Origin of the sequence: Terrabacter ginsenosidimutans, assembly GCF_039539425.1 — a bacterium.
In the GTDB taxonomy this organism is placed as follows: Bacteria; Actinomycetota; Actinomycetes; order Actinomycetales; family Dermatophilaceae; genus Terrabacter; species Terrabacter ginsenosidimutans.
This window is the reverse complement of record NZ_BAABDC010000004.1, coordinates 132,246-154,816: the sequence shown is the minus strand read 5'-3', so window position 1 is coordinate 154,816 and position 22,571 is coordinate 132,246. Positions and strand designations below refer to the sequence as shown.

At 70.2% G+C, this 22,571-nt stretch carries 22 protein-coding genes; 6 read left to right on the top strand and 16 right to left on the bottom strand.

Annotation, left to right across the window (positions count from 1 at the left end):
* Positions 1-95: 95 nt before the first annotated feature.
* Complete coding sequence (locus ABD831_RS13520) at positions 96-425, bottom strand: hypothetical protein (RefSeq protein WP_142178176.1); 330 nt, start codon at positions 423-425, stop codon at positions 96-98.
* A 164-nt stretch (positions 426-589) separates the two neighbouring features.
* On the opposite strand from ABD831_RS13520, the gene ABD831_RS13515 reads away from it, so the two are divergent.
* The 4 genes from ABD831_RS13515 (at position 590) to ABD831_RS13500 (ending at position 4,132) form a co-directional block, all read left to right on the top strand.
* Positions 590-1,411 (top strand): C40 family peptidase, encoded by an 822-nt coding sequence (locus ABD831_RS13515; protein WP_344947349.1) that lies wholly within the window; start codon positions 590-592, stop codon positions 1,409-1,411.
* Complete coding sequence (locus ABD831_RS13510) at positions 1,408-2,286, top strand: EamA family transporter (protein WP_142178181.1); 879 nt, start codon at positions 1,408-1,410, stop codon at positions 2,284-2,286. Before ABD831_RS13515 ends, ABD831_RS13510 begins: the two co-directional genes overlap by 4 nt.
* Positions 2,287-2,331: 45 nt before the next feature.
* Entirely contained in the window at positions 2,332-3,711 is a 1,380-nt protein-coding gene (locus ABD831_RS13505; protein WP_344947345.1) for an MFS transporter, read from the top strand.
* 166 nt (positions 3,712-3,877) lie between these two features.
* Positions 3,878-4,132, top strand: coding sequence for a hypothetical protein (locus ABD831_RS13500; RefSeq protein WP_344947343.1), 255 nt, complete (start codon positions 3,878-3,880; stop codon positions 4,130-4,132).
* 48 nt (positions 4,133-4,180) lie between these two features.
* Here the strand turns inward: ABD831_RS13500 and ABD831_RS13495 are convergent, their stop codons facing one another.
* The 13 genes from ABD831_RS13495 to ABD831_RS13435 form a co-directional block, all read right to left on the bottom strand.
* On the bottom strand, positions 4,181-5,245 hold the full coding sequence (locus ABD831_RS13495) for a TerC family protein (protein ID WP_344947340.1): 1,065 nt from the start codon (positions 5,243-5,245) through the stop codon (positions 4,181-4,183).
* A gap of 154 nt (positions 5,246-5,399) precedes the next feature.
* Positions 5,400-5,840: an MmcQ/YjbR family DNA-binding protein gene (locus ABD831_RS13490; RefSeq protein ID WP_344947338.1), complete on the bottom strand. Its 441-nt coding sequence runs from the start codon at positions 5,838-5,840 to the stop codon at positions 5,400-5,402.
* Between the two features lie 21 nt (positions 5,841-5,861).
* The gene (gene uvrB / locus ABD831_RS13485) at positions 5,862-7,976 is read right to left on the bottom strand and encodes an excinuclease ABC subunit UvrB (protein WP_142178189.1); all 2,115 of its coding nucleotides are present in this window, start codon (positions 7,974-7,976) and stop codon (positions 5,862-5,864) included.
* 40 nt (positions 7,977-8,016) lie between these two features.
* Entirely contained in the window at positions 8,017-8,400 is a 384-nt protein-coding gene (locus ABD831_RS13480; protein ID WP_344947334.1) for a YciI family protein, read from the bottom strand.
* A gap of 78 nt (positions 8,401-8,478) precedes the next feature.
* Complete coding sequence (gene lplAB / locus ABD831_RS13475; RefSeq protein ID WP_344947331.1) at positions 8,479-9,528, bottom strand: lipoate-protein ligase LplAB; 1,050 nt, start codon at positions 9,526-9,528, stop codon at positions 8,479-8,481.
* Between the two features lie 45 nt (positions 9,529-9,573).
* Positions 9,574-10,782, bottom strand: a complete 1,209-nt coding sequence (coaE, locus tag ABD831_RS13470; protein WP_344947328.1) for a dephospho-CoA kinase — start codon at positions 10,780-10,782, stop codon at positions 9,574-9,576.
* Positions 10,783-10,817: 35 nt separating this feature from the next.
* Positions 10,818-11,279: a PPOX class F420-dependent oxidoreductase gene (locus ABD831_RS13465; RefSeq protein ID WP_344947325.1), complete on the bottom strand. Its 462-nt coding sequence runs from the start codon at positions 11,277-11,279 to the stop codon at positions 10,818-10,820.
* A 2-nt stretch (positions 11,280-11,281) separates the two neighbouring features.
* Positions 11,282-11,944 (bottom strand): TetR/AcrR family transcriptional regulator, encoded by a 663-nt coding sequence (locus ABD831_RS13460; protein ID WP_344947322.1) that lies wholly within the window; start codon positions 11,942-11,944, stop codon positions 11,282-11,284.
* Between the two features lie 256 nt (positions 11,945-12,200).
* Positions 12,201-13,082: a glycerophosphodiester phosphodiesterase family protein gene (locus ABD831_RS13455; RefSeq protein ID WP_344947318.1), complete on the bottom strand. Its 882-nt coding sequence runs from the start codon at positions 13,080-13,082 to the stop codon at positions 12,201-12,203.
* A gap of 1 nt (position 13,083) precedes the next feature.
* Positions 13,084-14,196 carry a sn-glycerol-3-phosphate ABC transporter ATP-binding protein UgpC gene (locus ABD831_RS13450; RefSeq protein WP_142178202.1) on the bottom strand — a complete coding sequence of 371 codons (1,113 nt, stop codon included), beginning with the start codon at positions 14,194-14,196 and terminating at the stop codon, positions 13,084-13,086.
* A 110-nt stretch (positions 14,197-14,306) separates the two neighbouring features.
* Entirely contained in the window at positions 14,307-15,605 is a 1,299-nt protein-coding gene (locus ABD831_RS13445; RefSeq protein WP_344947313.1) for an ABC transporter substrate-binding protein, read from the bottom strand.
* 91 nt (positions 15,606-15,696) lie between these two features.
* The gene (locus tag ABD831_RS13440) at positions 15,697-16,629 is read right to left on the bottom strand and encodes a carbohydrate ABC transporter permease (protein ID WP_344947310.1); all 933 of its coding nucleotides are present in this window, start codon (positions 16,627-16,629) and stop codon (positions 15,697-15,699) included.
* Complete coding sequence (locus ABD831_RS13435) at positions 16,626-17,525, bottom strand: carbohydrate ABC transporter permease (RefSeq protein ID WP_425582830.1); 900 nt, start codon at positions 17,523-17,525, stop codon at positions 16,626-16,628. Before ABD831_RS13435 ends, ABD831_RS13440 begins: the two co-directional genes overlap by 4 nt.
* Before the next feature lie 273 nt (positions 17,526-17,798).
* Here ABD831_RS13435 and ABD831_RS13430 point away from each other — a divergent pair, with 273 nt between their 5' ends.
* Entirely contained in the window at positions 17,799-19,004 is a 1,206-nt protein-coding gene (locus ABD831_RS13430) for an acyltransferase family protein (protein ID WP_344947305.1), read from the top strand.
* Positions 18,914-20,335: an acyltransferase family protein gene (locus ABD831_RS13425; protein WP_344947302.1), complete on the top strand. Its 1,422-nt coding sequence runs from the start codon at positions 18,914-18,916 to the stop codon at positions 20,333-20,335. Before ABD831_RS13430 ends, ABD831_RS13425 begins: the two co-directional genes overlap by 91 nt.
* A gap of 8 nt (positions 20,336-20,343) precedes the next feature.
* On the opposite strand, the gene ABD831_RS13420 is transcribed toward ABD831_RS13425, so the two are convergent.
* Positions 20,344-20,811, bottom strand: coding sequence for a GNAT family N-acetyltransferase (locus ABD831_RS13420; RefSeq protein ID WP_344947299.1), 468 nt, complete (start codon positions 20,809-20,811; stop codon positions 20,344-20,346).
* 107 nt (positions 20,812-20,918) lie between these two features.
* Positions 20,919-22,430: a 30S ribosomal protein S1 gene (rpsA, locus tag ABD831_RS13415; RefSeq protein WP_344947296.1), complete on the bottom strand. Its 1,512-nt coding sequence runs from the start codon at positions 22,428-22,430 to the stop codon at positions 20,919-20,921.
* Between the last annotated feature and the right edge of the window lie 141 nt (positions 22,431-22,571).

The window sequence follows — 22,571 nt, the reverse complement described above, 5'->3', positions numbered from 1 at the left end:
GAGTCGGACCACTTCACCCGACGGAGACGAGGACGGCGTGGACGGGCACCGGGACACACGCGACAGAACGGACGCCGGCCGTCACGTGGGCGTTGCTACTGGGCGTCCTCGAGATCGGACTGCGGACCGGGATCGGCGTCCGGGTCCAGCTCGGCGATGAGCGACTCGAGCTCGGACCGGAGGAAGTCGAGGTCGGGCGGGACGTTCGTCAGGAGGATGTGGCGCCTCGGGTTGTTGGCGACCGCGAGGCCGATGCCGAGTCGAGAGCGTCCGTGCTTCTCGCGCCAGATGTGCTCCAGCCGCGGCCCACCGGTCCAGTCGACCGGGGCATGCAGCCAGCCCTTGACGTCGACGAGGTCGCCGTCCGGGCCGTGACGTCGGTTCTTCGGGGGATCGAATCCCTCGAGGGTGATTCGCTCTGCCATACCTCTGACGGTACGGCCCCGGACGCGCCCGGACCAGTACCCGGGACAGGTCGGCGCCGATTCGTGAGAGAAGAGACAAGGTCGACGAGCCGCGGGCGGCCGACCTGACACGCCGGACCCGGCCCGCGGGAGCGCTGCCGTGGCGTGGTGCGAGGATGACGGGCGTGAGTCCGTCCGCCGCCGTCCCTGCCGTCCCTGCCGTCGCTGCCGTGCATGCGAGCCACGTCGTGCGGGTCCCCGTGACGACGGTCTGGTCCAGTCCCGAGGGGCCGCGGCCCGTCGATGCGCCCGCCGTGAGCGAGCACCCGGACGTCGCGGGGTGGCTGGCGGCCCTCGACGCGAACGCCACCCACGACGAGTCGGGAGACGGGCGGCTCGGGCTGCACGGTCGGGTCGAGACGCAGCTGCTCGCCGGCGAGCCGGTCCTCGTGACGGAGACCCGTCGCACGGACGGCTCCGGCTCGTGGTCGCACGTCGTGGCTCCCTGGCAGCCGTCCCCGAAGGACGGACGGGGCTACCCGGGCTGGGTCCCGACGTCGCACCTGGAGGCCGCCGGCGACGCGGGGTCCGTGTCCGGTCCGGCCCAGGTCCTCGATGCCACGGTGCCGGCCCACGGCGAGCGCCACCCCGCGGTGGAGGAGGCCCGGAGCCACATCGGGCTGCCCTACCTGTGGTCGGGGATCTCCTCCCACGGGTTCGACTGCTCGGGCCTCGTGCTGCACACCTGGCGGTTGATGGGGGTGGTCGTCGCCCGCGACGCGTACGCCCAGGCCCTGTTCGCGACCCCCGTGGAGCTCGACGCGGTCCGGCCCGGCGACCTCTACTTCTTCGCACGACCCGGCCGGCGCATCCACCACGTCGGCATCGTCGTGCGCCCCGGCCGCATGGTCCACGCCTCCGAGACGGGCGGCGTGCTCGTCGAGGAGGACCTGCCTGCCGACCGCGTCGCCACGCTCGTCGCTGCCGGGCGCCTGCCGATGCCGTGAGCGTCGACCGCCGCACCGCTCCCCTCCTCGTCCTCGGCGGAGTCGTCTCCGTCCAGTTCGGTGGCGCCTTCGCCGCCACGCTCGTCCCGCGCATCGGGGCCGCCGGCTCAGTGCTGCTGCGCCTCCTCTTCGCCATGGTGATCCTGTATGCCGTCGCGAGGCCCTCGTGGCGCGGACGCAGCCGTTCCGACTGGGGCACGGTCGTGCTCTTCGGGCTGGCGCTCGCGGCGATGAACACCTCGTTCTACGCCTCCCTGGCGCACCTGCCGATCGGCGTCGCCGTCACCATCGAGTTCCTCGGACCGCTCGGGCTCGCCGCGGCCCTGAGCCGTCGTCCCCGGGACGTGCTCGCCGTCGCTGCGGCGGCCGTAGGCGTGCTTCTCGTGTCGGGGGTGCTGCACACCTCGTGGGACCGGCTCGACCTCGTCGGGGTCGGCTTCGCGGCGCTCGCGGGCGTCATGTGGGCGGCGTACATCGTCCTCAGCCAGCGCACCGGGCGGGCGTTCGGGGGCCTCGACGGGCTCGCGCTGGCGCTCATCGTCTCGACTGTCGCGGTGGCCCCTCTGGGCCTGACGTCGGTGGACCGGTGGACAGCCCGCGACGTCGCGCTCGGCCTCGGCATCGCCGTCCTGTCGTCGGTGCTGCCCTACTCGCTCGAGCTCGTCGCCCTGCGCCATCTCGCCCAGCACGTCTTCGGCATCCTGCTCAGCCTCGAACCGGTGGTGGCTGCGCTCGCCGGCCTCGTCGTGCTCCACCAGGTCCTCGACCGGAGCCAGGTGGCGGGCATGGCCCTGGTGGTGCTCGCGAGCGCGGTCGTCCTCGGCGCCCAGGCGCGTCCCGAGTCACCGGAGGCTGCGGCCATGGGTCCGGGATGATGACGGCCTTGACCTCACGCCCACTCGAAGTCCTACCGTCACCGCATGACCTCGGGCACCATGCGCACTGAGTCCCCCTCGGCCGTCCCGGACGACGGTGGCGGCATCCTGTCGACGGCGTTGCGGGCCACGACCGTCGGCGTCCTCGCCCTCGTCTCGCTCCACGCGTTCGAGGCGCTCGCCCTGACGACGGTCATGCCGACCATCGCCCGTGACCTCGACGGCGCCTCGCTCTATGCGATGGCCTTCACCGCGACGCTCGCCTCGGGCATCGTCAGCATCGTCTGGTCCGGCAACCTGGCCGACCGGCGCGGCCCGCGGCCACCCCTGCTCATCGGCCTGGCGCTCTTCGCCACCGGGCTCGTCGTCGCGGGGCTCGCGCCGTCGATGGGGGTGCTCGTCGCCGCGCGGGTGGTGCAGGGCCTGGGCGCCGGGATGACGAGCACCGCCCTCTACGTCCTCGTGACCCGCGTCTACCCGCAGCGCCTGCACACGGCGATCCTCGCCGGCTTCTCAGCGGCCTGGGTCGTGCCGTCGATCGCAGGACCGTTCGTGGCCGGGCTCATCACGCAGACCATCGGCTGGCGCTGGGTCTTCGGCCTGGCCCTCGTCGTCCTCGTGGTGGCCGCCGTGCTGCTCGGCCGCATCCTCACGGGGCTGCGCCAGGAGGTCGTCGACGTGCCGTGGCGCACCCGGTCGATCGCGGCCTCGGGAGTGCTGGCGGCTGCCGTTCTCGCGCTCAACGCGGCGGCCGACCGGCTCGACGCCGTCGGCATCACGCTCGCCGTCGTCGCCCTCGTGGTCGTGGGCCTCACCCTCCTGCCGCTCACGCCGCGCGGGACGTTGCGTGCGGCCCGTGGCCTACCGACCGACGTCGCCCTGCGGGCTCTCGCCTTCGCCGCCTTCAGCGGGGCCGAGGTCTACCTTCCCCGTCTGCTGACGGAGCGCGACGGGCTGAGCCCCAGCCTCGCCGGCGTCGCCCTCACCGTGACCGGCGTGACGTGGTTCGTCGGGTCGTGGGTGCAGGGGCGCTGGGACCGCCGCTTCGAGATCGGGCGCACGGCGGCCGTGTCGCTCGGCGCTATCACGCTCTCGCTCCTCGGTCTCGCCGGGGCGGTCGCCCTCGCAGCCCCCACGTGGGTCGTCATCGCGCTCTTCCCCGTGGTCGGGCTCGGGATCGGCACGCTCTACCCTCGCGTCACGGCGCAGGCGCTGGCCCGGGCGGGCACGACCGAGCAGGGTCTGGTCAGCTCGGCCCTCCAGATCGGCGACTCCGCGGGAGCCGCCACCGCGATCGCCCTGTCGGCCATCGTCTTCGCCGCGGCCGGCTCGGCGGTGCCGGGGGCGTATGCCGCCGTCTTCGCCGTCATGGCCGTGCCCGCCCTGCTCGGTTGGGTCGTCGCCCACCGGGTGCGCCAGGTGTGAGTCGCCGTCCGGTTCGGGACCTAGGTCCCTGCCGCGGCGCCGGGAAGGATCGTATCTTCGCAGTCACGACCTCACCTCGGGCGCCACCCTGATCGGGATCCGACGTGCTGGCCGACGTCCCACCACACGACGCCGACCGTGACCAAGTACGGCTTTGGAGTAATGCATGTCCCAGTCGCTGAACCTGTCCGCGCCCGCCGATGCCTCTGCGGCCGACGTGTCCACCATGAGCATCCGTGAGCTCATCGGTGCCCTCACGGCCATCGAGGACCGTCTGCGCCACCTACCGACGTTCGTCCCGCTGAGCGGGCGGCTCGTCACCAACCCCGAACGTCGCCTGCTGCTGCGCCACCAGCGCCTGGTGATCGCCAGCCTGCGACGTCGGCGGGCAGCCCTGCGACTGCCCGTGACCAACCCCTAGGCCGCCGACGCGTCCCGTCCCTGGGCGCGTCGTCCGTCAGGTCGTGCGTCAGAGGACGTCGCGCGTCGCTGCCCTGGAGGGCGCGCTGTCGCTCGTCCCGTCGTCGGAACGCTCGAGCGCCACGGGGCCCGCCGCCTCCAGCTTGGCGTCTCGGCTGGACTTCCACAGGCTCGCGACGGTCGTGACGCCGAGGATGAGCACGATCGCGCCCAGCGAGACGAGGATCGGGATGTCGGGCACGCCCTCGAGGGGCTGGCCGCCGTTGATGAACGGCAGGTTGTTCTCGTGCAGCGCGTGCATGACGAGCTTGACCCCGATGAAGGCGAGCAGCACGGAGAGCCCGATGCTGAGGTAGACGAGCCTCTTGAGCAGTCCGCCGATGAGGAAGTACAGCTGCCGCAGCCCCATCAGGGCGAAGATGTTGGCCGTCAGGACGAGGAAGGGCTCCTTCGTCAGCCCGTAGATCGCCGGGATCGAGTCGAGCGCGAAGAGGAGGTCGGTCGTGCCCAGCGCCAGGATGACGATGAGCATCGGGGTGATGAGGCGCTTGCCGTTCTCGATCACGGTGAGGCGCGTGCCGTTCCACTCCTTGGTGGCCGGGAAGCGCTTCTCGATCCACAGCAGGAAACGGTTCTCGTGGTACTCGTCGTCGTCGGTCTCGCCCCCCGTGGCGAGCTTGACGGCGGTGTAGACGAGGAACGCCCCGAAGATGTAGAAGACCCACGAGTAGGCGTTGATGACGACCGCGCCGAGCGCGATGAAGACGCCACGCAGGATGATCGCGATGATGATGCCGACCATGAGGGCCGACTGCTGCAGCTTCTGAGGCACCTTGAAGCTGGCCATGATGAGCAGGAAGACGAAGAGGTTGTCGACCGACAACGAGTACTCGGTCAGCCAGCCGGCGTAGAACTCACCCGCGTACTGGCCGCCCCACTCGAACCACACGAAGAGGCCGAAGAGCACGGCTGCCGCGACGTAGAACGCCAGGTGTCGGCCGGCCTCGGCCATCGAGGGGACGTGCGGCCGCCGGGCGATGACGAACACGTCGATGAGCAGGAACACGGCCATCAGGCCGATCGTGAGGAACCAGCCCCACACGGGAACGTTCATGGGCACAACCTTCCGGTCACCAGATCAGTAACCGGAGGTCTCTCCCGCCCGACGTGCTGTCGGACCGACGGGACCGGGAGCGGCGGTGAGACCCACTCCGTGATGACGAGCCCGTCGTGTCGGGGATACTCCCCTCCGTGAACGCCTGAGTCTTTCACTCCGGGCGTCCCGCCTCAAATCGGTCCCGTCCTGTGGGCGTGGCGTGCCGCGGCAGCACCTCGCCGCGGTCGTCGGGGTGCGGGCGTCGACTGCGTGGCAACCCGGAGACGACGATCTCGTAGGAGGTCTCGATCGCCTCGAGCAGCTCGTCCTCGTCGATGGCTCCCGTGGTCCGCAGGGTGTTCCAGCCGTGGCGGCCGATGTAGGCCATGACGGACGCGTCGTCGGGGTAGCGCAGCAGCCACTCGTCGGCCTCGTTTCGGCTGCGGGCGCTCTTGACCCCCACCGAGTCCGCCCCGAGGAAGGCGAAGATCTTGTCGCCGACCTTGGCGACCGTGTCACCGTCCCAGGGCGAGTCCTCCCAGGCCCCGGGCATGGCGAGGGCGGCGGCCCGCAGCCGACCGGCCACACCGTCCGTCGCCGCGCCTCGCGTCACTGCCGTTGCCTCACCCTCTGCTCAACGGGTCGCGGCACTCATCTGCCGCAGCTCCTTCTTCAGGTCGCCGATCTCGTCGCGCAGCCGGGCCGCGAGCTCGAAGTGGAGCTCTGCCGCCGCCTGGTGCATCTGGGTGGTGAGCTCCTGGATGAGCCCGGCGAGGTCTGCTGCCGCCATGTCGGCAGGTCGGTTGGTCGAGCCTCCCGCAGACACACCGACGTCGGCCGCCATCGCGCCACGGCCGGAGCCGCTCTTGCCCCGGGACTGCATGCGTCCGGATCCCAGCAGCTCCTGGGTGTCGGCATCCTCCCGCTCGAGCAGGTCGGTGATGTCCGCGATCTTCTTGCGCAGCGGCGTCGGGTCGATGCCGTGCTCGGTGTTGTAGGCGACCTGCTTCTCACGGCGCCGGTTGGTCTCGTCGAGCGCCTGCTCCATCGACGGCGTCATCTTGTCGGCGTACATGTGGACCTGACCCGACACGTTTCGGGCCGCGCGACCGATCGTCTGGATCAGCGAGCGGGCCGAGCGGAGGAAGCCCTCCTTGTCGGCGTCGAGGATCGCCACCAGGGACACCTCCGGCAGGTCGAGACCCTCGCGCAGGAGGTTGATGCCGACGAGGACGTCGAAGACACCGCTACGCAGCTCGCGCAGCAGCTCGACCCGGCGCAGGGTGTCGATGTCGCTGTGGAGGTAGCGGACCCGGATGCCCTTGTCGAGGAGGTAGTCGGTGAGGTCCTCGGCCATCTTCTTGGTCAGGGTCGTGACCAGGACGCGCTCGTTGCGCTTGGTGCGCTCCTGGATCTCGTGCATGAGGTCGTCGATCTGGCCCTTGGTCGGCTTGAGCACGACCTCGGGGTCGACGAGACCGGTCGGTCGGATGATCTGCTCGACCGGCGGCCCCGACTTGGCCAGCTCGTACTCACCCGGCGTGGCCGAGAGGTAGACGGTCTGTCCGATGCGCTCGAGGAACTCCTCCCACTTCAGCGGCCGGTTGTCCATGGCGCTCGGCAGGCGGAAGCCGTGCTCGACGAGCATCCGCTTGCGGGACATGTCGCCCTCGTACATCGCGCCGATCTGCGGCACCGTCTGGTGCGACTCGTCGAGCACGAGCAGGAAGTCCTCGGGGAAGTAGTCGATGAGGCAGTTCGGCGCCGACCCGGAGGTGCGACCGTCGATGTGCCGGCTGTAGTTCTCGATGCCGTTGCAGAAGCCGACCTGGCGCATCATCTCGAGGTCGTAGGTCGTGCGCATGCGCAGGCGCTGGGCCTCGAGCAGCTTGCCCTGCTTCTCGAAGAGGGCCAGCTGGTCCTCGAGCTCGAGCTCGATGCCGCGGATGGCACGCTCCATGCGCTCCGGGCCGGCGACGTAGTGGGAGGCAGGGAAGACGTACATCTCCTGCTCCTCGTTGACGACCTCCCCCGTCACGGGGTGCAGCGTGTAGATGCGCTCGATCTCGTCACCGAAGAACTCGATACGGATCGCGAGCTCCTCGTAGACCGGGATGATCTCGACCGTGTCGCCGCGCACCCGGAAGGTGCCGCGGGTGAAGGCGAGGTCGTTGCGGGTGTACTGCATCTCGACGAAACGGCGGAGCAGGTCGTCGCGGACGATCTCCTGGCCGACCTTGAGCCGCGCCATCCGGTCGACGTACTCCTGCGGGGTGCCGAGGCCGTAGATGCACGAGACGGACGCGACGACGATGACGTCACGCCGGGTCAGCAGCGAGTTGGTCGCCGAGTGCCGCAGCCGCTCGACCTCGTCGTTGACCGAGCTGTCCTTCTCGATGTAGGTGTCGGTCTGCGGGATGTACGCCTCGGGCTGGTAGTAGTCGTAGTAGCTGACGAAGTACTCGACGGCGTTGTTGGGCAGCAGCTCGCGGAACTCGTTGGCGAGCTGGGCGGCGAGCGTCTTGTTGGGCGCCATGACGAGGGTCGGGCGCTGGACCTGCTCGATGAGCCAGGCCGTCGTGGCCGACTTGCCGGTGCCGGTGGCGCCCAGCAGCACCGTGTCGGTGTCGCCCGCCTTGACCCGCCGCGCGAGCTCGGCGATCGCCGTGGGCTGGTCACCGCTGGGCGTGTACTCGGAGATCACCTCGAAGGGTGCCACCGTGCGCTGGAGGTCGGTCGTGGGACGCATGGCTCAACCGTACGTCGCACGACCGACAGCGCCCACCCGCCTACTCGTCCCAGACGTAGGCGGGGCGCAGCTCGACGGTGTCGCCGGGCCCCGCGAAGTAGCTGGCCAGCTCCTCGGCCCGCTCGCGGGAGGCCACGTCGAGCAGGAAGAAGCCGGCAAGGTGCTCCTTGCTCTCGGCGTACGGCCCGTCCGTCGCCACCGTGCCGTCCGCGGCCCAGCGGTAGAGCCGGGCCGACGCCGGGTCCCCGAGCGCCTCGCCGCCCTTGAGCTCCCCGCTCGCGGACAGCTCGCCGAGCATCGCGTCGAACGCGGCACCGCCGGCATCCCGCTCCTCCTGCGGCCGGGCGAGCGCCTCGGGGACGAAGTTCCCGGTCGGGTGGCCCCAGGGCTGCGGGTTGGAGTGGATGAGGATGACGTACTTCATGGGAGTTCCCTTCCCGATCGTGGGCGGCCAGTCTGCCGCCTCGCACGGGACGTCGGAGCCGACACGCCGTCCTCGACATCAGGGCACGCGGTGGGTCCACTCCTGGGTCGCGAACTTCTCGTCGACGAGCCGCTGGGCGGCTTCGAGCTCGGCCGCCGTGTAGTCCGAGCCGGCCGACCGGTAGCGGCGGGCGAAGGACGCGGCGAAGGACTCCAGGATCGCGTCACGCGTCATGCCGGTCTGCGAGCGCATCGGGTCGACCCGCTTGTTGGCCGACTTCGTCCCCTTGTCGCTCATCTTCTCGCGGCCGATCCGCAGCACCTCGAGCATCTTGTCGGCGTCGATGTCGTAGGCCATCGTCACGTGGTGCAGCACGGCGCCGGACACGAAGCGCTTCTGCGCCGCTCCCCCGATCTTGCCGCGGTCGCTCGCGATGTCGTTGAGGGGCACGAAGTGGGCGGCGACACCGACGTCGGCGAGCGCCTCGATGACCCACTCGTCGAGGAAGGAGTAGGAGCGCTCGAAGCTCAGGCCCTCGACGAGGGAGGTCGGCACGACGAGCGAGTAGGTGATCGTGTTGCCCGGCTCCATGAACATGGCGCCGCCGCCGGAGACCCGACGCACGACGTCGATGCCGTGCCGATGCGCGCCCTCGGGGTCCACCTCGTTGCGGACCGACTGGAACGACCCGATGACGACGAGCGGGCTGTCCCAGTCCCAGAAGCGCAGGGTCGGCGGGCGCCGCCCCGCCGCGACCTCGTGGGCGATCACCTCGTCGAGGGCGACGTGCACGGCGGGGTCGAGCACGCGGGCGGGGATCACGTCGAAGGCGTGGTCGTCCCAGCCGGTCGCCTTGCCGAGCGCCCTGCGGATCGCGATCCCGATCGACTCGGCCGTGAAGCCGATGAGCGAGACGTCGTCGGTGAGCGCACCGGTGACGGCGCCGGCCAGCTGCTCGACGCCGGCGTCGACGGGCATCCCCGTCAGCGCCGCGTTGATGTCGCCGAGCGCCTCGTCCGGCTCGAGGAAGAAGTCGCCCGACACGCTGACTCCCGCCAGCCGGCCGTCCACCTCCTCGAGGTCGACCGCCACGAGCTTGCCACCGGGAACCTTGTACTCACCACGCATGCCAGCCTCAACACCGTCCAGTGCCGGCGTATGCCGGGTGCCCCCTCATCGCGGCTGCCATCCCGAGCGCTCGGCCCAGTCCGTCGCCCGCTGCCACGCTCCCTCGAACCACGGCTCCTTGGCCTCGACGTAGTCGGACGTCGTGTGGTGGAGCGCGAGGAGCCGACGCTTCTCCGCGGCGTACGCGTCCCGCTCGGCCGGCTCGTGGCGCATCCAGTCGCGGAACAGCAACGCGAAACGCCAGCCGGCAGAGCCTTTCTCGCGGACGTGGACGTGGACGTGGTTGCCCGGGTCACACCCGCCGAGGAAGCGCTTGACCCACCCGGACGGGTCCGCGTCCAGCGGGTGCGGGGTGTCGCTGTGGTTGCCGTGCGAGAAGACGTAGCCGGCGTCGGCCAGGGCTCGACGCACGTCCTCGCGGTCGGCGTCCGCAAGGCGGTGGACGCCGACCTGCACGTCGATGACGTCCTTGGCGAGCAGGCCTGGTACCGACGTCGAGCCGATGTGCGACACCTCGGTGACGACACCGGTGGGCGCGAGCGCGGCGGCGAGGCGCGCGACGACGCGCTCGGCACGGGCCTCCCAGTCCGCGCGTGGCTCGACGACGACGTCGGTCGCGTGGTCCGGACGCCGCGACCGGGTGCCGCTCGCGAGGTTCACGGCATACGGCTCCAACCGCTCTGCCCAGAGGTCATCGACGGCGCGCTCGAGGTCGTCCGGCGTGCCGGAGTTGTCGAGGACGACGTCGGCGACCGCGCGGCGCTGCTGCTCCGTGGCCTGTGCCGCGATGCGGTGGCGAGCATCGTCCTCGCCGAGACCACGCTGCTCGACGAGCCTGCGGACCCGTGTCTCCACGTCGGTCTCGACGACGACGGACAGGTGCTCGTGCACCCAGAGCCCGCGCTCGACGAGGAGCGGCATGTCGTAGACGGACACCGCCCCCTCAGGGGCGCTCGCCCGCAGCTGCGCCGCACGCGCCGCGATCGCCGGACCGGTGATGGCGTCCAGCGCGTCCAGGGCGTCGCGGTCGGGAAACACGATGGCCGCCAGGGCCGCCCGGTCCAGCGAGCCGTCGGCGCGGATCACGCCCGCGCCGAAGCGCTCCCGGATCCGTTGCAGCGTGGGCTTGCCCGGCTCGACGACCTCGCGCGCGACGGCGTCGGCATCGACGACGTGTGCCCCGAGCTCGGCGAGCCGGTGCGAGACCGTGGACTTGCCCGACCCGATTCCTCCGGTGACCCCGACGCGCAGCATCCGGCCAGCCTAGGGGCGTGGACCCCGTCGACGTCTCAAGCGAGGCGCGCGGGGAAGCCGCCCGTGGCCACCGGACCCCACCGGGTCGGGGTGACCCGGAGCAGGGACTTGCCCTGGTCGCGCATCGCCTGGCGGTACTCGTCCCAGTCGGGGTGCTCGCCGGAGATCGCGCGGTAGTAGTCGACGAGCGGCTCGACGGACTCGGGCAGGTCGATGACCTCGCAGTCGCCGTCGACCTGGACCCATTCGCCGCCGAAGTCGTCGGACAGGACGAGCACGCTGACCTGCGGACGCCGGCGGGCGTTCGTCGTCTTGGCCCGCTCGGGGTAGGTCGAGATGACGATGCGGCCCTGCTCGTCGACGCCACCGGTGACCGGTGAGGCCTGCGGGCGCCCGTCCGACCGCTGGGTCATGAGCACCATCGAGTGGCGAGGGCGCACGAAGTCGAGCAGCGCGTCGCGGTCGACCTCGGTGGTGGTGGCGATCTGGCGGGGCATGGTCAGTCCTCCTGGGTTCCGTTGCTGGCGTGGTCGAAGATCGCGACGAGCGCCTCGGCCAGCCAGGCGGCATACATCTCGTGGGTCCAGCCGCAGCGTCGCACGAAGCGGTCGTAGATCTCCGGGGACGACATGGTCCAGACGATGTCGATGAAGTGCTCGCGGTCGAGCCGGGGCGGCAGGCCGTGCGCCTGGTCCAGGGCGTTCAGCGCGTTGGTGTTGCCGGCCCGACGCTCTCGGTCGATGGTCGCCACGAAGTCCTGCAGGCCGCTGTCACCGCCGGGCCCCTGGGCGAGCAGGACCCCGAGCAACGGGCCGACGCGCTCGTAGATCGTCGCGCACAGGGCGGCATACGCCCGCATGAAGGCCTCGCGGTCGGGAGCCTCGGACATCGCCCGGAACTCGGGCCGGTCCTGCATGGCCACGGGGGCGTCGTCGCCGACGAGCAGGACGTCGTAGACCGCCTTGACCACGGCCGCCTTGCCCCCGATGGCGTTGTAGACCGTCTGCGCGCTGACGCCTGCTGCGCCGGCGAGCGCGCTGACGGACATGGCGTGGTAGCCCTCCCGGAGGAGCATCTCGCTCGCCGCCTCGATGATCCGCCGCCGGGTAGCGAGCGCCGCCTCTGCCCGGGAGCGGTTGTCGTACGTCCGATCGGTTGACATCGGAGCCCTTCGAAAGCATCATGAGTTCGCTGGAACGGCGTTCTAGCGAATGGGTGGGGTCCAGGGGTCCCCACCCAGCTGCTGCACCTGGCGGTGGCAGCGCCGACATCGGCGTCTGTCGACCGCACGAGTGTGCCACGAGCGCCACGTCTCCCGCCCCACAGGGGCACCGGGAGGGGGAGCGAGGGGCCGGACCCACGGGGGTCCGGCCCCTCGCTACGGGCCCACCGTCGGGTCGCGGCGCAACGACCGCGGGTCAGGCGGGGCAGGGTGCCAGCACCGAGAGGGCACGGTCGGGATAGTCCGACACGAGGCCGTCGACCCCGGCCTCGACGAGCTCGACCATGCGCGCGGCCTCGTTGACCGTCCACGGCAGGACAGCGAGCCCGGCCCCATGAGCCCGCTCGACGAAGGGCTCGTCGACGAGGACGTGCTCGGGCGAGATCACCTGGGCACCGACCGCCGCGGCCCCGTCGCACACGTCCTCATGGGTCGTCCCCGCGACGACGCTACCGGTCCACGGGCTGCCCGGCACCCAGGTCACGCCGGACTCGACGAGCGCCGAACGGGTCACCGTCGGGGCCAGCAGGGCCGAGAGCTCGAGCACGGCCCAGTCGAAGGAGTGGATGAAGCACTGTCGCTCGAGGCCGGCCGCGTGGAGGCTGGAGAGCACCCCCTCGAGGAGGCGACGCCGGTTGCCCGACTCCCCCGCGTCGCGCGGGTCGACCTTGACCTCGATGGTCCACCACACGTCCGGCGAACGCTCGAGGCCGTGGGCCAGAACCTCGTCGAGGGTGGAGATCCGGGCGCCCGGAGACGGTCGCTGGTCGGGGAAGGCGGCCAGGGTCTGGCTGCCGACGTCGACGGTTCGCAGCTGGGCCAGGGTGAGGTCGGCGACGCGGGCACCGACGAGGTCGGGGCCCGTCGAGAGGCACTTGAGCGGCAGCAGCACCGGGTCGTGCCACACGACGACCTCGCCGTCGGCCGTGAGCCGCACATCGAGCTCGACCCCGGTCACGCCGGCGTCGTAGGCCGCTGCGAAGCTCGCGAGGGTGTTCTCGACGACGAGGCCCTTGGCGCCACGGTGGCCCTCGACGTCGAACCGGCCGGATGCCCACGGTCCGGGACGGTCTGCCATCTCAGGCCTCGATCCGCTCGCCCGACGCCGCGTCGAAGAGGTGCACCTCACCGTGGTTGGGCTCGACGTGCACGACGTCTCCGACCCTCAGGTGGGTGCGCTTGTCGAGGCGAACCGTCACGCGGTCGGCCCCTTCTTCGGCGCCCACGGGACGACCGTAGACGAACGACTCGGACCCCAGCGACTCGACGAGCTCGACGTTGAGGGCGAGCGACGTGCCGTCGCCGTCCTTCCGACCGTCGTGGGCGGGCGTGTCGACGACGTGCCACGACTCGGGACGCAGCCCGACGACGACCTTCTCCTTCGCGCGTCCCGCGACGGCGCGGTCGAGCGGCACGGTCAGCCCGTGCACGTGGGCGACGCCTTCGCGCACGTCCGACTCGACGAGCGTGATGGCCGGCGAGCCGATGAACGCCGCGACGAAGGTGTTGACCGGGTGGTCGTAGAGGCGCTCCGGCGTGTCGACCTGCTGCAGCTTCCCGTCGCGAAGCACCGCGACCCGGTGGCCCATCGTCATCGCCTCGACCTGGTCATGGGTGACGTAGACCGTCGTGATGCCGAGGCGGCGCTGCAGTCCGGCGATCTGGGATCGGGTCGAGACGCGCAGCTTCGCATCGAGGTTGGACAGCGGCTCGTCCATGCAGAAGACCTTGGGGTTGCGCACGATCGCTCGGCCCATGGCCACGCGCTGGCGCTGCCCTCCGGACATCTGCCCGGGCTTGCGGTCGAGCAGCTGCTCGAGCTCGAGGATCTTGGCGGCCTCGGCGACGCGCTGCTTCGTCTCCGCCTTGCTCACCTTCGCGTTGTCCAGCGCGAAGGCCATGTTCTGGGCTGCGCTCATGTTGGGGTAGAGCGCATAGCTCTGGAAGACCATGGCGATGTCGCGGTCACGGGGGCGCACCCCCTTCTGGTCGTGACCGTCGACGAGGATGCGACCACCGTCGATGGGCTCGAGCCCCGCCAGCATGCGCAGGGTCGTGGACTTGCCACAGCCCGAAGGGCCGACGAGGACGAGGAACTCGCCGTCCGCGATGTCGAGCGTGATGCCGTCGACCGCCGGGGCGTCGTCCTTGGAGAACCGACGAGTCGCCTCGTCGAAGTACACGGTGGCCATGGATGCCCTTTGCTGTCGCGCCGTACGTGATGGATGCGTGTCCCCCGTATGCCGTCCGCGCCCGTCCGCGTGACGGCGCGGACGGCATACGGGAGGGTGGTGCTGACGCCTCAGGCGCCGAGCTTGCTCTTGATCTGCGAGTCGAAGACCTGCTGGCTCTCGGCGTCGAGACCCTTGAAGACGGTCGCGACGTCCTGGCCCTGGACGATCTGGTCGAGACCCTTGCCGATGCGCGCGCCGCCACCGGGAAGCAGCACGCGGACGTTGTCCTGCGAGCGCGTCTTGGGCAGCTGCTCGATCGCCGTCTTGGCGTTGGGGTTCTTCTCGAGGAAGGCCTTCTCGGCCGGCAGGTCCACGGCCGACTTGCGCACGGGCATGTATCCGGTGGCCTGGGTGAACGTGACGGTGTTCTGCGCGTTGGTGAGGAACTCGATGAACGTCAAGGCGTTCTTCTTGCGCGCGTCGGAGATGCTCGCCGGGATGCCGACACCAGCCCCACCCGTGGGGCAGTTGCCGTCACCGGGCAGGAAGGCCGTGCCGACCGAGAACTTGGCGTCCTTGGCCACGCCGCCCAGCGAGCCGGTCGACATCATCGTGCACCCGACGATGCCCGCGGTGAAGTCGGGCGCGGGGTCCTTGGACAGCTTGAGGAAGCCGTTCTTGGCCAGGCCCTGCAGGTAGGTGCCGGCCTTGACCGTGTTGGGGTCGGAGAAGGTCGGGGTCCACTCCTTGGAGTAGGCGCCGCCGTAGCCCCAGACCATGTTCTGGAAGACCCAGTCGAGGTAGTTGGAGCCGTCGGGCAGCTCCATGACGATCTTGTCGGAGCCCGCCGCGGCCTTGAGCTTCGGTGCCCACGTGAGGAACTCGTCCCAGTCCTTGGGGCCGCGGTCCTCGAGGCCGGCTGCCTTCCAGAGGTCCTTGTTGTAGTAGAAGAGCGGCGTCGACCGTGCGAACGGCAAGGCGTAGTGCTTGTCGTCCAGGTTGTAGTCGTTGTAGAGCGCGTCGACGTAGTCGCTCGTGTCGATCTTGGCCGACGACAGCAGCTCGTCCATCGGCGTGAGCTGCTTGTTGAGGGCGAAGTTGAACCACGTGACGTCGGAGACGACCACGACGTCGGGCAGCTGCCCCCCGGCCAGGGACGCGTTGAACTTCTGCGCGACCTCCTCGTAGTTCTTGCCGGCGTCGACGAGCTTGACCTTGAGGCTCGGGTTGGCTGCCTCGAAGGCCTTGATGATCTCCTGCTCGACCGGCTTGCTGTTGCCCGGGTGGTTGCTCCAGAACTCGATGGTGTTGCTCGAGCCGCCGCCGCTGCCCGAGGTGGCGGTGCCGGTGCCGGCACAGGCCGAGAGCCCGGCGATGCCGGCCGCGCCGGCGATGCCGAGGAATCCTCGACGTGAGAACTCGTTCATGGGTGGTGCCTTTCCCTGTGGTGGTGGGTTGGGGTCGGTGGGACGTCGCAGAGAGCGGTCACACGCCGAGCTCGACTGCGACAGCGCAGGTTCAGCTCTTGACGGCGCCGGCCGTGAGGCCCTTGATCATCTGTCGCTGGAGGAAGAGGAACAGCACGAGGATGGGCAGCATCGCGAGCACCGTGCCGGCCATGACGGGACCCCAGTTCGTGACGCCGTCGTTGTTCTGCAGGAACGTCAGGCCGACGGGCAGGGGCGCAGTCGTCTCGTCGTCGGACATGAGGAACGGCCAGAGGTACTCGTTCCACTCGTTCACGACGGTGATGAGAGCGAACGCCACGAGTGTCGGCCACGACATGGGCATGACGACGCGCCACAGCAGCTTCATCGGGCCGGCACCGTCGAGCCGCGCGGCCTCGATGATCTCGCCGGGCAGGTTGAGGAACTGGTTGCGCATCAGGAAGGTGCCGAACGCGACGCCCGCGAGCGGGATGATGATGCCCTGGTAGGTGTTGCGCCACCCGAGCTGGGCGACGAGCGCGTAGTTGCTGATCACGGTGATCTGGTTGGGCACCATCAGCGCGGCGATGACGACGAGGAAGACGACCGAGCGTCCCGGGAAGCGCAGCAGCGACAGGGCATAGGCGCTGAGAACGCCGAGCACGATCTTCGCCACCGAGGTGGCCGAGGTGATGATGACCGAGTTGCGGACGTAGTCGAAGAAGGGGATGCGGGTCGTCAGCTCGCTGTAGTTGGCTCCCGTGGCCGGCGTGGGCCACCACTGGGCGGGGCGGACGTAGATGTCGCCGCGCTCCTTGAAGGAGGTGAGGAGGATCCAGAAGAGGGGCACCGCGACGACGAGGACGATCAGGAACATGCCCGCGTATCCCGCTGCGGTCCAAGCGGGTCCGCGGTTGTGGGTCGAGGCCTCGACGTTGTGGGCGACGCGACGGCGCGAGCGGCCCGGTCGCGCCGGTGTCGCCTGCTCGCCCTCCTGGGCGTCGACGACGGTGGACGTGCTCATGCCTTCTTCCCCCTGTCCATGAACCGCACCTGGACGACCGTGACGGCGAGCAGGATGACGAACATGACGGTGGCGACCGTGGCGCCGTAGCCGGCGCGCTGGTTGACGAACGTCTCCTGGTAGACCTGGTAGACGAGAGTGGTGGTTGCGTTGCCCTGCGGTCCACCGCGGGTCATGACGTTGATGATGTCGAAGACCTGCACCGAGCTGAGCAGCACCGTGATCGACAGGAAGAAGGTCGTCGGGCGCAGCTGCGGCATCAGAACGCGGCGGAAACGGGTCCACGCGGAGGCGCCGTCGATCTCGGCCGCCTCGTCGAGGTCGGCGCGTCGGCCCTGAAGGGCCGCGAGGTAGATGACGAACGTGTAGCCGAGGTTCTTCCAGATGTAGGTGACGGTCACCATGAACAGTGCCCAACCCGGCTGCTGGTAGAAGTCGGGCGACTCGACGCCGACGCGCGCGAGCAGGTCGCGGACGAGCCCGAACTGCGGGTCGAAGACGAACTGGAAGGCGATGCCGATCGCGGCTCCGGAGATGACGAACGGGGCGAAGACGATCGAGCGGACGACGTTGCGGCCCCTGAGCTTCTGGTCGAGCAGCAGCGCGAGGCCCAGGCCGAGCGCCATCGAGATGCCGACGGTCGCGACGGTGAAGACGAGGGTGTTGCGCACGATGATCTTCGTGTCGTCGCGGCCGAACCACTCGATGTAGTTGGCCAGTCCCACGGGGTTGGCGACGGGCGAGGAGATGTTCCAGTCGGTGAACGACAGCCGGATGTTGTCGAGCAGCGGCCGGTAGGTGAAGACGATGAGCAGGATGAGGTTGGGCAGGAGCAGGAGCGCCGCGAGGGACCATTCCCACGCCCGCCCGCTCGAGCGCCTCGGGGGCGGGCCCACCTCAGGCGGCGGGCCCCCGGGTCCTGGCGTGAGGCTGCGGGGTTCGGTCAGCGATGACTGCACCCGGCCAACCTAACCGCGCAAATGCATCAATTGCGGCTTTGGTGCGTCAGGCATTCAACGGTTGACTGAACTCCTGACGCATCGGGGTCCACGCGCACGGCGGCGGGCGACCTCGGCCAGGACGCGGCCCACGCTCGTGAGTCCCCCGACGCGTCGACCCGTGGGTCCGGGCCGACCCATGCCCGGCTACCAGCCGGTAGTCTCACGCGCGTGACTGCCGGACCCGGCCGCGCCGACGCGGCCACGACGAGCTCCCCGAAACCTGCCGGCGCCGGAGGCGGCCGCCGCATCGCCGCCCTCGACGGCCTGCGCGGGATCGTCATCGTCCTCGTGGTCCTCGGTCACGGCAACGGCAACCTCTGGCCCGTCGACCTCGTCCTGCCGGTCCCCGTCCTGGGCGGGTTCTTCGGCGGAGGAGCGGTCTCGCTCCTCTTCGTCATCGGCGCCGTCATCGTCACCCGGGGGCTCCTTCGCGAGCGCGAGCTCGGCGTCATCGACCCCCTGCGGTTCTACGCGCGACGGCTCGTGCGGCTCGGCGTGCAGCTCGTCCCCTTCGCGGCGGCCGTCCTGGTCGTCCACCGACTCGACGCCACCGACACGACCACCGCACAGACCACGAACCAGTCCGTGCTCAACGTCCTGGCCTTCACGTGGAACGTCTACACCGAGCAGCACCCCCTCGAGGCGCGGCCCGACTTCTTCCACCTCTGGTATCTCAGCGTCCAGCAGCAGGCGTACCTCGTGCTGCCCCTGCTCGTCGTGGTGCTCGCGGCGCGGCGCAGGACGCTCGCCGCCCTGCTCAGCGTCCTGTTCGTGACCATCACGGTCTGGCGCTTCCACGTGTTCGCAGCGGACGGCTGGCTCGTCGCCCACAGCGCCACGTCGACCCGCGCCGACGGCCTGGTGCTCGGCGTCCTCGTTGCCGTGGCACTCCCCTGGCTCGCACCTCTGCGCCGGCACGCGGGGATCGTCCTGTCCGTCAGTGCGGGCGCCCTGCTGGTGCTCGTCGGGGTGCTGCAGCAGCTCCCCGTCTTCCAGTACCTGCTCACCTGGGGTGTCGTCTTCACCGTCGTGGGAGGGGTGCTGGTCGCCGCGATCTTCCTCGACCCCGGGCCGACGCGGACCGCCGGAGTCCTCTGCAGCCGCCCGCTCGGCTACCTCGGCAGGGCCTCGCTCGCAATCTTCATCTGGCACCTGCCGGTCTTCGCCCTCGTGGCCCGCCACACGACGGGCTGGCAGTGGCCCACGCGCACGCTCGTCGCGGTCGCGTTGCTCTCCCTCGTCGTGTGGACCACCCACCGCTGGGTCGAGGAGCCGACGCGACGGTGGCTCGCAAACCACCTGCAGCCGCCCGCGCCACCGGCGCTCGCGGCAGCCCGGCCGGCCGTGCGCCCGACCCCGGCAGTGGCCCCGTGACCTCGACGGCACACACGAGCCCGCCGACTCCACCCGCAGCCGCCGTGGGCACGCGTCTGGCGCTGCTCGACGGTTTCCGCGGCCTTGCCATCGTGCTCGTCGTGCTGTCCCACCTCGGCAAGGTCTGGCCGGAGCAGCTGCGGCCCGACCTCGGCCCTCTGGACGGCTTCTTCCTCGCCGGGAGCGTCGGGGTGACGATGTTCCTCGTCGTGGGCGGATACCTCGTCACGCGTGGGCTGCTCGCCGCTCGCCTGCGCGACGGCGTGCGCGGGCCCGTCCGGTCCTTCGGCCGCCGGCTGGTCCGGATCAGCCTGCAGGTCTACCTCCTGCTCGGCGTGGTCGCCGTCGTCGCCGAGCTGGATCCCACCGACCCCAACTCACGCGCGGCGACGAACAGCTCGATCCTCGCGGTCGGGACCTACTGGTGGAACGACTACGTGCGCCTCAACGCGCTCGACGCCCGCAGCGACCTCGGCCCGCTCTACTACCTCAGCATCGAGGTCCAGTTCTATGCCGTGCTCCTGCTTCTCGTGCTCGTCCTGGCCCGCCACCGACGGGTCCTCCTCGCACTCCTCGCGGTGGCGATCCCGGTCGTCACCGTCTGGCGCTGGTACGTCTACGACACACAGGGATGGTTCGCCGCCTCCCTCATGACCACGACCCGCATGGACGGCCTGCTCTACGGTGCGCTGGTCGCGGTCGCGGTCGACCTGCTTCCCGGTCGCATCCGCGACGACCCTCGTCGCCAGTCGGCGGCCCTGGTCGGCGGGGCGCTGCTCGTCGTGGGTGGCGTGGTCGTCTCGTGCGCCTTCTACGACATCGGCGCCTACTTCAAGGTTCAGGGCATCGCGCTGACGGTCGCGTGCGCTCTGCTCGTGCTCGGCTCCGCGACCCCGCTCGACCCGCGGGCGTATGCCGTCCGCGTCCTCTCCGGACGCAGGCTCGCGTGGCTGGGTGCCGCGTCCTTGACGATCTTCGTGTGGCACGTCCCGATCTTCGAGCTGCTCATGCGGCACACGCCGTCGTGGTCACCGGCAGTGCGCACCGTGGTTGCCCTCGCGCTCCTCGCCGGCGTCGTCGTGCTCGTCGAACGCTGGGTCGCCCGGCCGGTCGGTCGGATGACAGGTCGTCTGGGCCCGACGCCTGCTGGGCACCGACCCGACAATCGCCCGCGCAGGCTCGCCGTGCGCCCGGTGTCACCGCCGCCGATGCCCGTCCGGGGTCCCACCGGCACCGACGCGGCAGTCCCCGTGACGGCCACCGTGCCCCGCACCGACGAGCTCGACCTGTGGGACGACGACCTCGACTGGGACGGTCCCGTCCGCGACTGACCAGGCCCTCAGGTGCGCCGCTCCATCCGGTGCTCCGGGGGCTCGTCCGCCGGCCAGTCGTCCGGGACCCCGGTGTCGACGAAGCCGGACCGCTCATAGGCCCTTCGGGCGCGGCAGTTGCCGCTGCGAACCATCAGGTAGGTCCCTCGGCCCTGGTCGGCAGCCCAGTCCACCACCTCGGCGACGAGTCGAGCAGCGACGCCGGTGCCTCGAGCCGCCGGAGCCACCCACATCGAGATGAGCTCGACCCACGTCTCGCCGACGGGCTGCCCGCTGACGACACCGACGACCACGGTCTGCTCCTGCGCCAGGAGCGTCAGCGGGACCTGGGTGAGGCGAGAGCGCCAGCGCTCGGCGGGGGCATCGACCCAGTCGGCGAATCGCGACCCGAAGGCCGCCGGCGACTCCGACAACGACGCCAGCCGCACCGCCCGGAACCTCTCCCAGTCGGCAGGCCCGATCCGCGCGATCTCCACGTCGCTGAAGGTAGCAGCGGGCGGGGGACGCCTGGGTCGTGGTCCCCGCGCACGAGAGCCCCGGACCGCGACGGTCCGGGGCTCTCGGGTGCAGCAGGTGACTGGCGTCAGTTGCCCGTCAGCTTCTCGCGAAGCGCGGCGAGCGCCTCGTCCGAAGCAAGGGTGCCCTCGACCGGAGCCGGGGCGTTGCGCGGGGCGCGCTCGCCACGGTCGACCTCGCCGGCGTCGGCAACGTCACCGGTCGCGGACGAGTACGACGTCGCGGAGCCGGCGCTGGCCGCAGCCTCGGCGTCGGCCTTCGTCGCGGCGTCGACCTGGGCCTTGTGGGCCTCCCAGCGAGCGTGGGCGTCGGCGTACTGGCGCTCCCACTTCTCGCGCTGGGCGTCGAAGCCCTCGAGCCACTCGTTCGTCTCCGAGTCGAAGCCCTCGGGGTACTTGTAGTTGCCCTGCTCGTCGTACTCGGCAGCCATGCCGTAGAGCGTCGGGTCGAACTCCGACGCCGAGACGGCCTGGTCGTTGGCCTGCTTGAGCGACAGCGAGATGCGACGACGCTCGAGGTCGATGTCGATGACCTTGACGAAGATCTCGTCGCCGACGTTGACAACCTGCTCGGGCAGCTCCACGTGGCGCTCGGCCAGCTCGGAGATGTGCACGAGGCCCTCGATGCCGTCCTCGACGCGCACGAACGCACCGAACGGGACGAGCTTGGTGACCTTGCCGGGGACGACCTGGCCGATGGCGTGGGTCCGGGCGAAGTGCTGCCACGGGTCCTCCTGCGTCGCCTTCAGCGACAGGGAGACACGCTCACGGTCCATGTCGACGTCGAGCACCTCGACGGTGACCTCGGTGCCGACCTCGACGACCTCGGACGGGTGGTCGATGTGCTTCCACGACAGCTCGGAGACGTGGACGAGACCGTCGACGCCGCCGAGGTCCACGAACGCACCGAAGTTGACGATCGAGGACACGACGCCCGAACGGACCTGGCCCTTCTGGAGCTCCTTGAGGAACGTCGTGCGCACCTCGGACTGCGTCTGCTCGAGCCAGGCACGGCGCGACAGGACCACGTTGTTGCGGTTCTTGTCGAGCTCGATGATCTTGGCCTCGATCTCCTTGCCGACGTACGGCTGGAGGTCGCGGACACGGCGCATCTCGACGAGCGAGGCGGGCAGGAAGCCGCGGAGGCCGATGTCGAGGATGAGACCACCCTTGACGACCTCGATGACGGTGCCGGTGACGACGCCGTCCTCTTCCTTGACCTTCTCGATGGTGCCCCAGGCGCGCTCGTACTGAGCCCGCTTCTTGGACAGGATCAGACGGCCTTCCTTGTCCTCCTTCTGGAGGACGAGGGCCTCGACCTCGTCACCGACCTTGACGATCTCGCCGGGGTCGACGTCGTGCTTGATGGACAGCTCGCGCGAGGGGATGACGCCCTCGGTCTTGTAGCCGATGTCGAGCAGGACCTCGTCCCGGTCGACCTTGACGATGCGACCCTCGACGATGTCGCCGTCGTTGAAGTCCTTGATGGTGGCGTCGATCGCCGCAAGGATGTCTTCCTGAGAGCCGATGTCGTTGATGGCAATCTCAGGCGCGGTCTTCTCGACCGTGTTGGCAGTCATGTAGTAGGAACTCCGATTGTGGACGGTTAGATTGGGACCTCGCGGCGGCGGCCGTCACGGCCTGTGCCCCGACGCCTTGTGGACGGGTGCAACATTGATCGTGCGCACACGAATGTGCACGGCAATCCTATCCGCGCTGTC

Excerpts from the sequence above, each read along its gene's own strand:
- ABD831_RS13520 (WP_142178176.1), bottom strand. The coding sequence starts at position 425 with ATGGCAGAGCGAATCACCCTCGAGGGATTCGATCCCCCGAAGAACCGA.
- ABD831_RS13505 (WP_344947345.1), top strand. The coding sequence starts at position 2,332 with ATGACCTCGGGCACCATGCGCACTGAGTCCCCCTCGGCCGTCCCGGAC.
- ABD831_RS13500 (WP_344947343.1), top strand. The coding sequence starts at position 3,878 with ATGTCCCAGTCGCTGAACCTGTCCGCGCCCGCCGATGCCTCTGCGGCC.
- ABD831_RS13495 (WP_344947340.1), bottom strand. The coding sequence starts at position 5,245 with ATGAACGTTCCCGTGTGGGGCTGGTTCCTCACGATCGGCCTGATGGCC.
- uvrB (WP_142178189.1), bottom strand. The coding sequence starts at position 7,976 with ATGCGTCCCACGACCGACCTCCAGCGCACGGTGGCACCCTTCGAGGTG.
- ABD831_RS13480 (WP_344947334.1), bottom strand. The coding sequence starts at position 8,400 with ATGAAGTACGTCATCCTCATCCACTCCAACCCGCAGCCCTGGGGCCAC.
- lplAB (WP_344947331.1), bottom strand. The coding sequence starts at position 9,528 with ATGCGTGGTGAGTACAAGGTTCCCGGTGGCAAGCTCGTGGCGGTCGAC.
- coaE (WP_344947328.1), bottom strand. The coding sequence starts at position 10,782 with ATGCTGCGCGTCGGGGTCACCGGAGGAATCGGGTCGGGCAAGTCCACG.
- ABD831_RS13465 (WP_344947325.1), bottom strand. The coding sequence starts at position 11,279 with ATGCCCCGCCAGATCGCCACCACCACCGAGGTCGACCGCGACGCGCTG.
- ABD831_RS13460 (WP_344947322.1), bottom strand. The coding sequence starts at position 11,944 with ATGTCAACCGATCGGACGTACGACAACCGCTCCCGGGCAGAGGCGGCG.
- ABD831_RS13455 (WP_344947318.1), bottom strand. The coding sequence starts at position 13,082 with ATGGCAGACCGTCCCGGACCGTGGGCATCCGGCCGGTTCGACGTCGAG.
- ABD831_RS13450 (WP_142178202.1), bottom strand. The coding sequence starts at position 14,196 with ATGGCCACCGTGTACTTCGACGAGGCGACTCGTCGGTTCTCCAAGGAC.
- ABD831_RS13445 (WP_344947313.1), bottom strand. The coding sequence starts at position 15,605 with ATGAACGAGTTCTCACGTCGAGGATTCCTCGGCATCGCCGGCGCGGCC.
- ABD831_RS13440 (WP_344947310.1), bottom strand. The coding sequence starts at position 16,629 with ATGAGCACGTCCACCGTCGTCGACGCCCAGGAGGGCGAGCAGGCGACA.
- rpsA (WP_344947296.1), bottom strand. The coding sequence starts at position 22,430 with ATGACTGCCAACACGGTCGAGAAGACCGCGCCTGAGATTGCCATCAAC.